The sequence below is a fragment of the Vibrio alginolyticus NBRC 15630 = ATCC 17749 genome (assembly GCF_000354175.2).
GTDB classification, from domain to species: Bacteria; Pseudomonadota; Gammaproteobacteria; order Enterobacterales; family Vibrionaceae; genus Vibrio; species Vibrio alginolyticus.
In genome coordinates, this window is sequence record NC_022349.1 from 99925 (window position 1) to 114018 (window position 14094).

Here is a 14094-nt window from a genome sequence, read left to right on the forward strand (position 1 = left end):
ATTGTCAACCAATCGGATCTGAATTTCAAAAAAGCAGTTGATCTTCTTTTCATCTCGCACAATAGTAAAAAAAGAAGCAATGAAATAGAACATTATGCGGGTGGCCTTTAAACAAGGCTTCTACCCGCATTATTATGAAGGACGTTAGAGTCAGTTATGGGTAAATCACTCGTTATAGTGGAGTCACCAGCCAAGGCAAAGACGATAAATAAGTACCTTGGTAAAGACTTTATTGTTAAGTCTAGTGTTGGTCATGTGCGTGATCTGCCTACGGCCGGTCAAAGCACTGGTGAGAAAAAAGCCGCAGCCATCTCAACTAAAGGGATGAGTCCGGAAGAGAAAGCGCGCGTTAAAAAAGAGAAAGACCGCAAAGCGTTGATCAAAAAGATGGGGATTAACCCATATCATGACTGGGAAGCGAATTACCAAATCCTTCCAGGCAAAGAAAAAGTTGTCAACGAACTACAAAAACTCGCCAAAGACGCAGATTGCGTTTATCTCGCAACCGATTTGGACCGCGAAGGGGAAGCAATCGCATGGCACCTTCGTGAGATCATCGGTGGCGATGAAGAGCGATACAAACGTGTAGTTTTTAACGAAATTACGAAAAACGCGATCCAACAAGCTTTCCAGACACCTGGCGAGCTGAACATGGATGGTGTAAATGCCCAACAAGCACGTCGCTTCATGGACCGTGTCGTTGGTTTTATGGTTTCACCTCTACTTTGGAAAAAAGTGGCTCGTGGCTTATCTGCTGGTCGAGTGCAGTCTGTTGCGGTGAAATTGTTAGTTGAGCGTGAGCGTGAGATTAACGCGTTTGTACCAGAAGAATTCTGGGACATTCATGCGAATACGAAAACGAAAGACAAAGCGGACTTTAAACTGCTTGTTGCTCAGAAAGACGGTTCTGCGTTTAAGCCAGTTAATGAGGCAGAAACCAAAGCAGCGATGTCTGTACTTGAGAATGCAAGTTACGAAGTATGTAAGCGTGAAGACCGCCCTACAAAGAGCAAGCCTTCAGCACCTTACATCACCTCTACGCTTCAACAGGCAGCGAGTACACGCCTGGGCTACGGCGTGAAAAAGACCATGATGCTAGCTCAGCGCCTCTATGAGGCCGGTTACATCACTTATATGCGTACTGACTCGACTAACCTAAGTGCCGAGGCTGTGGACGCTGTACGTGACTTTATTGGTTCTGAGTTTGGTGATAAGTACCTACCAGCGAAACCATTGACGTACGGTAGCAAAGAAGGGGCACAGGAAGCGCACGAAGCGATCCGTCCTTCAAATGTGGGTGTTAAGGCGGAAGACCTGCAAGGTGTCGATGCTGATGCGCACAAACTTTACGCTTTGATTTGGAATCAGTTTGTAGCGTGTCAAATGACGCCAGCAGAATACGATTCAACAACCATCAGCGTAAAAGCGGCAGAATACACGCTTAAAGCGAAAGGTCGTATCCTTAAATTTGACGGCTGGACTCGTGTACAGCGTCCAATGGGCAAAAACGAGGATACAATCCTTCCTGCGGTACAACTTGGCGATAAGCTAAGCTTAGAGTCACTTGACCCTAAACAGCACTTTACAAAGCCACCTGCGCGCTACACTGAAGCAGCACTGGTTAAAGAGCTGGAGAAACGAGGTATTGGTCGTCCGTCGACTTACGCATCGATCATTTCTACGATTCAAGATCGTGGCTACGTGAAAGTTGATCAGCGCCGTTTCTACGCTGAAAAAATGGGTGAAATTGTTACTGACCGCCTTGATGACAGCTTTAACGATTTGATGAACTACGACTTTACTGCGCGTATGGAACAGAAATTGGACCAAATCGCTGAAGGTGAAGTGAACTGGAAAGCTGTGTTAGACAACTTCTTTGCTGATTTTACTGGCGATCTTGAAAAAGCGGAGCTGGATGAGTCAGAAGGCGGTATGAAGTTAAACCACATCGTCATGACGGATATCGAGTGTCCGACGTGTAGCCGTCCAATGGGCATCCGTACTGCTTCGACAGGTGTGTTCTTAGGCTGTTCAGGTTACGCGTTACCACCAAAAGAGCGTTGTAAGACAACCATCAACTTGGGTGACGAAGAAGGTATTATTAACGTTCTAGAAGAAGACGTTGAAACCGCAGCTCTTCGTGCTAAAAAGCGTTGTCCGATCTGTGAAACAGCGATGGACGCTTACCTGATTGATGACAAGCGTAAGATGCATGTTTGTGGTAATAACCCGAACTGTGAAGGCTACCTTGTTGAATACGGCGAGTTCAAAGTAAAAGGCTACGATGGTCCAGTTGTTGAATGTGACAAATGTGGCTCTGATATGGTGCTTAAGAACGGTCGCTTTGGTAAATACATGGATTGTACGAGCGAAACGTGCAAGAACACTCGTAAGATCTTGAAGAATGGCGAAGTCGCGCCCCCGAAAGAAGATCCTGTTCATTTCCCCGAGTTGCCATGTGAAAACTCAGATGCGTATTTCGTACTTCGTGATGGTGCTTCAGGTCTATTTATGGCGGCAAGCAACTTCCCGAAATCGCGCGAGACACGTGCTCCTTTGGTTGCTGAACTGGCACGTTTTGAAGAGCGTTTACCTGAGAAGTTCAAATACCTAGCGACCGCACCGCAAGAAGATCCTGATGGTCGTCCTACAGTTGTACGCTTTAGTCGCAAAACAAAAGAGAACTACGTTCGTTCGGAAGAGAATGGCAAACCATCTGGTTGGACAGCGCTCTTTGTTGACGGTAAGTGGGAAGTCACTGATAAGCGTAAAAAAGCGAAAGCATAAAAACGTACGATCTAAGTAATGTAAAAAGGCAGCGATATCGCTGCCTTTTTTGCGTTTTGTTTTTGCGTAAAGGCCACTGTGTTGTTCGTATAGATCTTTGCTGCTTTGACTGAGTTTTGCTGACGCGAGAAGATCCCAGTATCAATATTTCGTAGTCGCTGATGTATTTTTTATGTAAAAAATATTCGTTGTAACTTTCATTTTGCATTCACATATTTGTTATACATTGGGCTAAAAAATCGGCGGTGTAGTGAATCCGTTCGTAAATTGTTTTCACAATGTAATCGTTTGCTTTTCCATGTGTGATCTAGATATCGTCTTGAGTACGCAAGAGCTGTATGGTACACAGAATGGCGTATTAAAAATTGTAATTTAGAACCCGCTTAGATAATTTATTACAAAAATTAGTGCAACTGTGTGCATTGTTTGCGTCAAAAAATAAGGAAAGAGTGGACGTTGCATACTGGAAGTGCCGTAGCTTTTTTATCCGTGTTGTAAGAGTTCACAGAAACTCAGAGACGGTTGCTAAATGTATTCGCTTGACTCCCCGAGTATGACTCATTCAAGCGAGTACCAAATCCAAGCTATAACGATATGGAGAACAACAAATGGCTGGTGTTTTGGGAATGATTCTTGCTGGCGGTGAAGGCTCTCGTTTGAGACCTTTAACGGAATCTCGCAGTAAACCTTCGGTACCGTTTGGTGGTAGTTATCGATTGATCGATTTTGCTCTAAACAATTTTGTTAATGCGGATCTGATGCGCATTTACGTCCTAACCCAATTTAAATCTCAATCTTTATTCCATCACTTAAAAAAGGGGTGGAACATCAACGGCATTACAGACCGCTTTATCGATCCTATTCCCGCTCAAATGCGTACTGGTAAACGTTGGTACGAAGGGACGGCGGACGCGATCTATCAAAACCTGCGTTTTATGGAGTTAGAGGAACCAGAGCAAGTTTGTATTTTTGGCTCTGACCATATCTATAAGATGGATATCAAACAAATGCTGAACTTCCACTCAGAAAAGCAGGCTTCTCTGACGGTATCTGCATTGCGCATGCCACTAAAAGAGGCGTCGCAATTTGGGGTTATCGAAGTGGATAGCGAAGGCCGTATGATTGGCTTTGAAGAAAAACCAGCAAATCCGAAGTCGATTCCTGGTGACCCTGATTACGCTTTAGTTTCAATGGGTAACTATGTTTTTGAAGCTCAGGTACTGTTCTCAGAGTTGGTCGAAGATGCGGATAATGAAGCTTCATCACATGATTTTGGAAAGGACATCATTCCAAAGATGTTCCCTAGAGGTGATGTGTTCGTGTATGACTTCAGTACCAACAAAATCAGTGGCGAAAAAGAAGAGGTGTACTGGCGTGATGTCGGAACTATTGATGCGTACTGGCAAGCGCATATGGATCTGCTAGAAAAAGATGCTCCATTTTCGCTGTACAACCGTAAATGGCCATTGCACACCTACTACCCACCATTGCCACCTGCGACATTTACCGACTCTGATAATGGTCGTGTGCAGATAATCGATAGTTTAGTGTGTAATGGCAGCTATGTTAGAGGCTCAAGAATCGAAAAGTCGGTGCTTGGTTTTCGCAGTAATATTGCTTCTGCTTGCGATATCAGCGAATGTATACTTCTTGGTGACGTAAAAATTGGCGAAGGCTGTGTTTTACGTCGTGTGATTGTCGACAAGGATGCCGATATTGCTCCTGGTGCTCAGATTGGTGTGAATCTTCAAGAAGATAAAAAACACTTCCACGTGTCTGAGGAGGGCATTGTTGTTATTCCGAAAGGAGCTCGAGTTGGCTACTAACAACTTATCTATTCTGTTTGTAGCTTCTGAGGTTGAAGGCCTCATTAAAAGTGGTGGCTTGGCAGATGTTGCCAAGGCACTACCGGAAGCCCTTCAAAACCTACAGCAAGACGTAAGAATTACCATCCCTGCGTACAGTAGTATTGATAAACTCGCAGACGCAGAAGTTGTATTAGAAACAGAATTAACATCATGGCCGCATACGGAGTATCGAGTTTTGCGGCTCATGTTAGGTCAAAATCCTGTTTACCTGATTGATTGTCCGCCGTATTTCAATCGACCATCAATGTATGCGGAGAACAACCAAGCGTATACTGATAACGGCGAGCGCTTTGCGTTTTTTAGTGCAGCATGTCTCGATATGTTACCCAAGCTCGCCTTTCAACCTAATATCATACACGCGAACGATTGGCACACAGGTCTTGTTCCATTTTTGCTCAAGCACAGGTATGGCAATGATCCGTTTTTTGCTCATACTAAAAGCGTCATTTCAATTCACAATGCGGTCTTTAAAGGCGTATTTAGTTATGAAGACGTGCAGTGTTTGCCAGAGTTTCATTGTAGAAACGTTCCCGATGCTGCGGTGAGTGCAACGCATATTACGATGCTTAAAGCTGGTGTAATGAATGCAGATAAGATAAACGCGGTTAGCCCTACGTACGCAGAGGAACTAAAAACAGAGCTTGGCAGTCACGGCATGGCTTGGGAGTTTCAGCAACGTGCGCAGGACTTAGTCGGCATCTTGAATGGTTGTGATTACAGCGCTTGGAATCCGGAAACTGATACCTACTTGCCGGTTAATTACTGCGCCGACCAGCAAAGTATGTCGCAAGGGAAGAAAGCTTGTAAAAAAGCATTACAACAACGACTAAATTTGCCCGAAAAAAATGTAGCTATGTTCGGTATGGTTTGTCGGTTGACCCAGCAGAAAGGCGTTCATTACTTGTTGCCTGCTTTGGCCGATTTTTTGAAGCACGATGTTCAGCTAGTTGTCGTTGGGACCGGAGACCCTGTTCTTGCCGCTCAGTTACGAGAGGTTGCCGCGCAGTTTTCTAGCAAATTTGCCTTTGTAGAAGCGTATGACAATGAACTTGCGCATATCGTTGAAGCTGGTTCGGATTTCTTCTTGATGCCTTCTGAGTTTGAACCATGTGGCTTAAACCAAATCTATAGTATGGCTTATGGGACATTACCGATAGTACGCGGTGTTGGTGGCTTAAAGGACAGCGTTAGCGATTATGATGTAAACCCATCTGAAGCAACGGGGTTTGTTTTTTTCGAACCGACACCGCAGGCATTGTTGTTAACGATGCTAAGGGCACTGTTGCTCTACGCTCAAAACGAGCCTGAAGTGAATAAAGTACAGTTGCACGCGATGCAACAAGACTTTTGTTGGCAAAAGGCCGCAGAATCTTATTTGCAGCTTTACCACTCAGCGTTAGTTTGACTTAAAATTGTAACGAAAGGCACCGAATGAGGTGCCTTTATTATCTTGAGTAAGGGGAGTGTGGTAGGATGGCTTTTTACTCAATAGCACGATCTTTTTGATACTCAATATGACCCAGCCGCTACTTTTTCATAAAACCTATTTGCACCCTACTAGTAATGAGTGGGTTGTATTTGTGCACGGTGCTGGTGGTAGCTCTTCTATCTGGTTCAAGCAAATTAAAGCTTACAAGCAACACTTTAACTTATTGCTGATCGATTTAAGAGGTCATGGAAAGTCAAATCAGTTACTTAAAGAGCTCATTGCTAGCCGTTATACCTTTACGGAAGTTACCCAAGATATTTTGAAAGTATTGGACCATTTAAAGATCCAATCCGCTCATTTTGTCGGTATGTCGCTTGGTACTATTATTGTTCGAAACCTTGCTGAATTGTCATCAGAGCGCGTACGTTCGATGGTGCTCGGCGGTGCTGTCACAAGGCTTAACACTCGTTCTCAGATATTGGTGAAATTAGGTAATTTTTGTAAGCATATCCTACCGTACATGTGGCTCTACAAACTGTTCGCTTATATTGTTATGCCTCAAAGAAGCCAACGAGAATCTCGCCACCTTTTTATTCGCGAAGCCAAGAAGCTTTGCCAAAAAGAATTTAAACGTTGGTTTATTCTTGCCGCTGATGTAAATCCGTTAATGAAATATTTTAAAGATCGAGAGTTACCCATTCCGACTCTTTACTTAATGGGCGACAGGGATTACATGTTTATTAAACCTGTCAAAGAAATGGTTGCAGCACATAAGCTCAGCATTCTACGAGAAATCCCGAATTGTGGTCATGTATGCAATGTAGAGCGTCCAGAAGACTTCAATCAACACTCCATCGAGTTTATTAAACAGCAAGCTGTATGTGCTTAAAACTGAGTGCATCCACTGAATAGGAGAGCCGCTATAGCTCTCCTAGTTGATATCCACATTGCCAACATGCACCAAATTGCCCTTCGTTTATTTCATGACATTTTGGGCATTGCCAATCTTGATACTCATGCCTATCGGATTGTTTTCGATATGCTTTTACTATTTCTTCAGCTTTCATCTTTTGTGCCGTGTCAAAAAGCCACACATAAGGATCGGTATCATCACCAAACGGCAGTTCTCCTTTTAAGCCGAAAATACCTTCTCCGCGAACTTCACAGTAAATTTGTTCCACTTTAAGCAGCTCACATACAATGTGTGCTTCTGCTGGGTTTTTAGCGATAAATATTTTCATCAAAATACCCACTTCACCAATTACGAGTTTTGCTGACTTGGTGTCGGCCTTACTTTATTCATAACCCATTTAGTGATGATTGGAAATAGTCCCAATAGCGCAAAAGACGCTAATACTGCGGGTGAAACAATGCCCGATAGGCTTTCAATTGTTGCTAATTGAGTACCTGCATTCAGATATACGGCTGTGCCTGGCAGCATACCTATTTGGCTAGTGAGATAAAATCGACCTACAGACATCGGTGTTAAGCCCATCAGTAAGTTGATTAGAAAGAAAGGGAATACAGGGATTAGACGCAAGGAAAATAGATAAAAAGCTCCGTCTTTTTCGACACCTTGATTAATTGCGTTGAGTTTATTTCCGAATTTGTTTTGTACCCAGTCACGCAATAAGTATCGGCTGCTCAAGAAGGCCAGTGTTGCCCCCATAGTGCTAGCGAAAGAAACCAGTAGCAAGCTTGTCCAAAAACCAAATAAGGCTGCACCAAGTAAGGTGACTACTGCCGCTCCTGGGATAGAAAAAGCGGTAATTGCAATGTAGGTAAAAAAGTAAATCGCAGCCGAGAATACAAAATTCTGATCGATGTATGTAGTTAGTGCTTCTTGTTGGGCTTTTGCATTCTCTAAGGTTAAATACTGGCCAAAGTTAATACCTAAAAAGACGATAGCCGCTAGTAGGATGAGACCTAATATCAGTTTCTTATTCATAATTTTGATTCCAATTTGGGATATATGTAATAAGACAGTAGGAAAACCGAAAAAATTTCACAAAAAAACCGCAGATTAGACTGCGGTTTTACAAGATAGTTTTTAGGCCGACTTTTATTGGAGGCCGTTCATCAACTCATCTCGGCGAGCTTGAGGTACCACACTCCAATGAGTGCCGTTGATAGCACCTTCTAGTGCCCATAGCAACTCAATGTTGACGGTTGCAGAGTGCGTATCTCTTATCGCTTTATAGGCGTTAAGCGCACCTTCCTCTTCAAGCTTCTCTACGGATTCGATGCCGGCTTTTTTTAGCATGCGCTCGGTAGCCAGTCGTAAGTTAGGCAAATCTTTCAAACGGTTAGGCTTTGTACTTGCTTGCTGTTCTTTCTCAAGCTTTGCCTTTTTCAATGATTGATTCGCTACTTCGATTAAGCGTTCGCTTGATTCCCATAAATCGCTGGAAATAGCGTAGTACTTTGTAACGACTGGAAAGCCACGTTTTTTATAAACGTAAGGCTTTAGCCCTTGTTTCTCGAAGTCAGATGAAGTTTTTTGGTCTGCTCTGATATGAAGCTGATTCTTTACCACTAGTGCAAACATTGTTTCATCAGCGAATAGTCCGAAGCCACCAAACATTGAGCGCGACTTGATATTACCAAGTGCCTCAAATAGCTTCATAGAGTCTTTGAGTATCGGTTTATCCATGTTTTGTTATCTCGGTGTAATTAATATTACGCCACCAAAAGTCAGGTCCGAGAGAGTAGCAAACATGCGTAAAAACAATGTCATTACAGAGTAAAGTCATTGCTTACACACTTGCCATCGGTAACCCCGCTACCTTCCATATCGTAATATGGTTCAGGCCGGAGGCTTTGCGTCCCACTCTTTCGAATGGTTTGCCCTGTGCGTGACACAATGAGCATACTTCTTATATTGAATTAACATCACGGTTTAGCGTTAAAAGTGTGATTTCGGTTCAATAAAAATGATAGATTGAATGCTCTATTTTGCATATGGAAAGGTGCAAATTGGCCTTTGAAAAGGAGTTCTTAATATATATTACATTTATATAAAACAGGGAGTTAACGTTAGTCAATTGTTATTAGAGCTGTGTGAAGTATTAGAGAATGCTTAATTTTCCCAAAAAAATAAGCGCCCCTGTAGAGCGCTTATTTAACACGGTTAAATACAGTGAAATTTAGTTCATTTTTTTCACAGTATTTCGAATTACAAGCTCAGGTTGCATTTCGAAAATTCGTTTTTCGTGTTCTTTATCTTTGATACGCTCAAGTAGAATTTCGAATGCATTTTTACCAACACGACGTTTAGGTTGGTGGATAGTCGTTAGCGGTGGAGAGAAGTATTCCGCAAGCTCGATGTTGTCGTAGCCGATCACTGAAATATCTTCAGGAATTTTGATCCCGTTTTGTTGCAAGCGGCTCATTAGGCCTAGAGCCATTGTGTCGTTAAAACAGAATACCGCCGTCGGGCGCTTGTCCATTGCGGTAATTTTATCTGCAACTAATACGGCCGTATCACATTCAAAGTTACCTTCAAGGATCCAGTCTTCATTTACAGCTAGGTTCGCTTCACTCATTGCGCGACGGAAACCTGCAATGCGCTCTTGGCAAGCAAGCTTTTCAAAATGACCGCTTAGACAAGCGATATCCGTATGACCATTGTCAATCAGATGTTTGGTTGCAATGTAGCCACCTTCTTCTGAGTTATCCATGATCTTGTCTGCTTGTGAGCTCTCTGGGCCCCAATCCATGACCACTTTAGGAATGTCCGCATGACGGTCAAGCATCTCTTTTAGTTCTTCGGTTAAGTCAGAACACATCACTAGGATGCCATCAACGCGCTTTTCAGCCAGCATACGAATGTAATCGCGTTGTTTTTCGTAAATCCCGCCTGTGTTACATAAAATCAGAGTATAGCCTTGGCGGTAACAGTAGCTCTCAACGCCATCAATCACTTCTGAGAAAAATAGGTTAGTTGATTGAGTTACTAACATGCCAATCGTACGAGTTGAGTTGCATTTTAGGCTGCGTGCAACGGCACTTGGCGCGTAATTCAGCTCGTCAACGGCTTTCATTACTTTTTCTTGCGTTGCTTCTGCAACGAAACGCGTTTTATTGATAACGTGCGAAACTGTCGTAGTGGAAACGCCGGCTAAGCGAGCAACGTCTTTTATCGTGGCCATAAATGGTGTCCTGTATCGAGCTACTGAAATATGTCGTATTGGATGTACCTGATGCTCTAATGGTTTCACACCTAGCAATATAAAATTGGCGCTAAGTGTCTCGGCAGCGGTTGATCCAAGTGCGACAAAAGGGTGCGTAGCAGCATCGGTCGATGAATTTTATCTTTTTTCTATCTGATGAGAAATTGCCATCAACCTGTTAAGAAAACACAAAAACCGCTATATTTCAGCGGTTTACATATAAATCATATTTAATCGTTTGCGCTCACATTTTAGCCCTATGTGGACTGACTAGCAATGTTTTCAGCAAGAGATTTGTGTATTTGAAGTCACATTTTGACTGCTAAATAACCAAGCGTCTTTGCGCTAAGTTAAGGCAAACGAATATTATACCCAAGTTACTTACAATTGGTCACTTTCAGGCATACAGGAAGCCCGATAGGCAGGCTCCCTAAAAATAGGCGGCAATTATTCACCAAGAAGGTAGGCGCTGTCTAGTTTACAAAATGCAACTAATAGTTTCGCGACACTCGAGTAAAATCCAAATTCGTCGAATTGTTTACATTTGTCTGAAAACTGAGGTAACCAAGACATCAATTGTTGCTGGATAAAGTCGTTTTGTTTAACGAAGGCTTCTTCCATGTGTTTTTCTTGTTCAAGCTCGTTTGAGCGGATAATCATGTTCCCGAGAAAGTCGAGCTCAACGGCTAAGTGATCCGCAGGTTCCTTTAGGTTTTCGTCTACTTGAACGCCAAATTCAGCCATCAACTTTTCCATTTCCTCAGCTGGCTTGTCATTCAGTAAACCTGATTCACCAATGTACATGGATGCGTAAGGAAGAGCGCCGTATTTTTCTGTCTTCAAAAACAGTTCACAAAAGTCAGCTGCAAGCTCTAGTTGTGCATCTTCACGATCTTGTAACCGATTCAATGCATCAACTAGGCTATCAACAGCTGGTTTCAGCGACTCATTTTCACCTAAACCTGCGAGAAAACTGCGAATTTCAACACTGTGATAGGCTTCCAATTCTTTCTCTGTTAGTTCTTTTGCGAACAAGCTCGAAAACCACCAGTAAATTTCAGCGCGTTTTTCATTAAAAGCTTTCACTTCTTGCATTTTGGGCTCCTGAATGATGCTTCAAGTCATGCATCACAAAGTCAATTAGGGATATCCCCTAAGTGTAATCAATTAAAATGAATAGCAGTAACTATAATTGTTATGTTTTATGGTCAAAAATGACCGTTTATTAATAGCAATGGGCAAGCTTGTTTTGAATCAATAAAAACGCTAAATCTTGCGTTTTAATGTATCTATGACTAGAAATGTTACTAGTTATGAATAGAATACGTCTTGGATAATAAGAAGACAGAAAAGTGGTGTAAATGAGCTATCACGTATTAGTCGTAGAAGATGATGTTGTAACTCGTAGTAAGCTTGCGGGATATTTCCAAAATGAGGGCTACCAAGTCAGCGAAGCAGAGAGTGGCGCAGAAATGCGTGAAGTTTTGCAAGCGGGCGATGTAGACCTGATCATGCTGGATATTAACCTGCCTGGTGAAGACGGCCTGATGCTTACTCGTGAGTTACGTAGCCAATCGGATATTGGTATCATATTAGTAACAGGACGCACGGATAGCATTGATAAAATCGTAGGCCTAGAAATGGGTGCTGACGATTATGTGACAAAACCTTTTGAACTGAGAGAGCTGTTAGTTCGCGTTAAAAACTTGCTGTGGCGTATTTCAGCAGCGCGCAGTGGCAGCTCGAAAGCGAATGAAACCAGTGAAGAGCACATTGTGCGCTTTGGGGAGTGGACATTCGACATTCAACGTCGCGCACTTAGCCGCAACGGTGAGCCAGTAAAACTAACTAAAGCAGAGTATGAACTTTTGGTGGCATTATCGTCTTATCCTAACCAGGTGTTAAGTCGTGAGCGTATTTTGAACATGATCAGCCATCGAGTGGATGCGCCGAATGACCGCACCATTGATGTTCTTATTCGACGTATGCGCGCAAAAATGGAGTTCGATCCTAAGAACCCACAGATTTTTGTAACGGTACACGGCGAAGGCTATATGTTTGCTGGTGACTAGTTGGAACATAACTCAATCGTAAAAAGAAAAAGGAGAGCTTGGGCTCTCCTTTTTTGTGGCTTCAAGATAATACTAGTTTGCTTCAACCATTGGTGTTTGGCCGACAGTATCACGCAACCTTTGCCAAATACTGCCCAAGTACTCATGCCAATAAAGCTCTGTTTGTTCTAAGTAACGCGCTTTAGGTGAGTATTTATCCCAAGGTTGACTTATCTCGCTAATAGCTAAGAAGTTGGTCGGGGCTGGGATTGGTTTAATGCCTGCTGCGTTGAACTCATACAATGCACGGCTCATGTGACTCGCAGAAGTGACTAACACAATCTCCTTTTGTTGAACGAATGCAGCCGCTTGACGCGCCTCTTCCCACGTATCTTTCGCATCTTCTAATAAAATGATATCGGATTTCGCGACTCCCAACGCAAGGGCAACGTTCGCCATCATTCGCGCGTGGCTAATTTCAGATCCGCCAGCATAGCCGGATAAGATTAATTTCGCGCCTGGATACATTCTTAAAATACGAATGCCCTCAGTTAAGCGCATTAATGCTGCACGGCTTAACTGCGAGGTGGGTGGAATTTCGTCATCGATAACATGACCATTCCCTAAAACCATCACGTAGTCGATGGTGCCAGAAACTGGCAAAAAGGCTTTATGCTCTCGCTCTAACGGCATAAGAAGCTTGGTTGAAACAGGTTGGAAGGCAACAAGAAAAATGCCAACAAAAGAGAATAGAACAACGAAGCAGCCAGTTTTACGTTTTGTAGTAAAACTAATGAGAGCAAGACCCAACAAGCCTATCAGCAGCAATGCCGGAAGGGGCATAAGCATGGCTGACACTACTTTTTTCAGCTCAAACATACATAAATAGTCCGAAAAAACATCAATTGATAATAAAAATGAGGGTATCCCTCTTTATTCCTGCTTTCCTTGTGCCAGAATAGCGGCACAATCCGTTATGATAACTCAGCAGAAGTGACAGAAGACCGCAATTTCGACGATATCGCCCACAAATTTGCAAAAAATATTTACGGCTCCGATAAAGGGGAGATCCGCCAAATCATTGTGTGGGAAGATTTTCTACAGATTCTAAGTGAATTAGATGCTGACCAGCAACCCCTAGAAGTGTTGGACGCTGGTGGTGGTTTGGCACAAATGTCGCAAAAGCTTGCTAAGCTCGGACATCGAATCGCTTTATGTGATCTATCTTCGGAAATGCTGCAGTTGGCTAAGCAGGATATTGAAAAAAACGGTTTGCTTGAGCAGTATCGCCTGATTCATTCGCCTGTCCAATCCATCGGTGAACATATGGATGGACAGGTCGATCTGGTTATGTTCCACGCTGTGATGGAGTGGCTGGTTGATCCTAAGGCCGCACTTGAAACAGTTCTAGAGCAAGTAAAACCGGGAGGCATCGCATCAGTCATGTTCTACAACCACCACGGTTTAGTCTATAAAAATGTGGTTTGTGGCAACATTCCTCATATTTTAGACGGCATGCCTCACCGGAAAAGATTTAAACTACAGCCGCAGAAAGGCCTAAAACCCGAAGAGGTCTATCAATGGATAGAAGATTCTGGTTTTAGTATTTGTGGCAAATCTGGTATTCGTTCCTTCAGTGATTACATAGGCAATATGCAATACATGGGCGATTACGAGTTTGAAGATGTGTTGGCGCTAGAAAAACAACTTTGTCGACAAGAGCCATACCTCTCATTAGGCCGCTACATACACGTGTGGGCTAAGAAGAACGATAAACAGGAATAACG

12 protein-coding genes and 1 riboswitch are annotated in these 14094 nt (G+C 43.1%); of the genes, 6 read left to right on the forward strand and 6 right to left on the reverse strand.

Annotated features, from left to right (window positions below; all coding sequences use genetic code 11):
* Positions 1-156: 156 nt before the first annotated feature.
* The 4 genes from topA (at position 157) to N646_RS00440 (ending at position 6973) form a co-directional block, all read left to right on the forward strand.
* Complete coding sequence (gene topA, locus N646_RS00425; protein WP_017820029.1) at positions 157-2787, forward strand: type I DNA topoisomerase; 2631 nt, start codon at positions 157-159, stop codon at positions 2785-2787.
* A gap of 608 nt (positions 2788-3395) precedes the next feature.
* Entirely contained in the window at positions 3396-4613 is a 1218-nt protein-coding gene (glgC, locus tag N646_RS00430) for a glucose-1-phosphate adenylyltransferase (protein WP_017820030.1), read from the forward strand.
* Entirely contained in the window at positions 4603-6060 is a 1458-nt protein-coding gene (gene glgA, locus N646_RS00435; protein ID WP_017820031.1) for a glycogen synthase GlgA, read from the forward strand. Before glgC ends, glgA begins: the two co-directional genes overlap by 11 nt.
* Before the next feature lie 109 nt (positions 6061-6169).
* Positions 6170-6973: an alpha/beta fold hydrolase gene (locus N646_RS00440; RefSeq protein WP_017820032.1), complete on the forward strand. Its 804-nt coding sequence runs from the start codon at positions 6170-6172 to the stop codon at positions 6971-6973.
* Between the two features lie 31 nt (positions 6974-7004).
* Here N646_RS00440 and N646_RS00445 read toward each other — a convergent pair whose 3' ends face one another.
* The 5 genes from N646_RS00445 to torD all read right to left on the reverse strand — a co-directional run bounded on the left by N646_RS00445 (position 7005) and on the right by torD (position 11351).
* Positions 7005-7325 (reverse strand): DUF2007 domain-containing protein, encoded by a 321-nt coding sequence (locus N646_RS00445; RefSeq protein ID WP_017820033.1) that lies wholly within the window; start codon positions 7323-7325, stop codon positions 7005-7007.
* Positions 7326-7345: 20 nt separating this feature from the next.
* Positions 7346-8032 carry a TVP38/TMEM64 family protein gene (locus N646_RS00450; RefSeq protein WP_005378366.1) on the reverse strand — a complete coding sequence of 229 codons (687 nt, stop codon included), beginning with the start codon at positions 8030-8032 and terminating at the stop codon, positions 7346-7348.
* A gap of 114 nt (positions 8033-8146) precedes the next feature.
* Positions 8147-8737, reverse strand: a complete 591-nt coding sequence (locus N646_RS00455; protein WP_017820034.1) for a TfoX/Sxy family DNA transformation protein — start codon at positions 8735-8737, stop codon at positions 8147-8149.
* A 116-nt stretch (positions 8738-8853) separates the two neighbouring features.
* Positions 8854-8943: riboswitch (cyclic di-GMP riboswitch) on the reverse strand.
* Between the two features lie 287 nt (positions 8944-9230).
* Entirely contained in the window at positions 9231-10235 is a 1005-nt protein-coding gene (gene purR / locus N646_RS00460; RefSeq protein ID WP_005378368.1) for an HTH-type transcriptional repressor PurR, read from the reverse strand.
* A gap of 468 nt (positions 10236-10703) precedes the next feature.
* Positions 10704-11351: a molecular chaperone TorD gene (torD, locus tag N646_RS00465; protein ID WP_017820035.1), complete on the reverse strand. Its 648-nt coding sequence runs from the start codon at positions 11349-11351 to the stop codon at positions 10704-10706.
* 266 nt (positions 11352-11617) lie between these two features.
* On the opposite strand from torD, the gene torR reads away from it, so the two are divergent.
* Entirely contained in the window at positions 11618-12328 is a 711-nt protein-coding gene (gene torR / locus N646_RS00470; protein ID WP_005378370.1) for a two-component system response regulator TorR, read from the forward strand.
* Between the two features lie 72 nt (positions 12329-12400).
* Here the strand turns inward: torR and elyC are convergent, their stop codons facing one another.
* Entirely contained in the window at positions 12401-13186 is a 786-nt protein-coding gene (gene elyC / locus N646_RS00475; RefSeq protein ID WP_005387893.1) for an envelope biogenesis factor ElyC, read from the reverse strand.
* 114 nt (positions 13187-13300) lie between these two features.
* Between elyC and cmoM the strand changes: the two genes are divergently transcribed.
* Positions 13301-14092 (forward strand): tRNA uridine 5-oxyacetic acid(34) methyltransferase CmoM, encoded by a 792-nt coding sequence (gene cmoM, locus N646_RS00480; protein ID WP_021707640.1) that lies wholly within the window; start codon positions 13301-13303, stop codon positions 14090-14092.
* Positions 14093-14094 lie beyond the last annotated feature (2 nt).

Bases quoted from the DNA above. Each gene is read 5' to 3' on its own strand.
- topA (WP_017820029.1), top strand. From the start codon at position 157: ATGGGTAAATCACTCGTTATAGTGGAGTCACCAGCCAAGGCAAAGACG.
- glgC (WP_017820030.1), top strand. From the start codon at position 3,396: ATGGCTGGTGTTTTGGGAATGATTCTTGCTGGCGGTGAAGGCTCTCGT.
- N646_RS00440 (WP_017820032.1), top strand. From the start codon at position 6,170: ATGACCCAGCCGCTACTTTTTCATAAAACCTATTTGCACCCTACTAGT.
- N646_RS00445 (WP_017820033.1), bottom strand. From the start codon at position 7,325: ATGAAAATATTTATCGCTAAAAACCCAGCAGAAGCACACATTGTATGT.
- N646_RS00450 (WP_005378366.1), bottom strand. From the start codon at position 8,032: ATGAATAAGAAACTGATATTAGGTCTCATCCTACTAGCGGCTATCGTC.
- N646_RS00455 (WP_017820034.1), bottom strand. From the start codon at position 8,737: ATGGATAAACCGATACTCAAAGACTCTATGAAGCTATTTGAGGCACTT.
- purR (WP_005378368.1), bottom strand. From the start codon at position 10,235: ATGGCCACGATAAAAGACGTTGCTCGCTTAGCCGGCGTTTCCACTACG.
- torD (WP_017820035.1), bottom strand. From the start codon at position 11,351: ATGCAAGAAGTGAAAGCTTTTAATGAAAAACGCGCTGAAATTTACTGG.
- torR (WP_005378370.1), top strand. From the start codon at position 11,618: ATGAGCTATCACGTATTAGTCGTAGAAGATGATGTTGTAACTCGTAGT.
- elyC (WP_005387893.1), bottom strand. From the start codon at position 13,186: ATGTTTGAGCTGAAAAAAGTAGTGTCAGCCATGCTTATGCCCCTTCCG.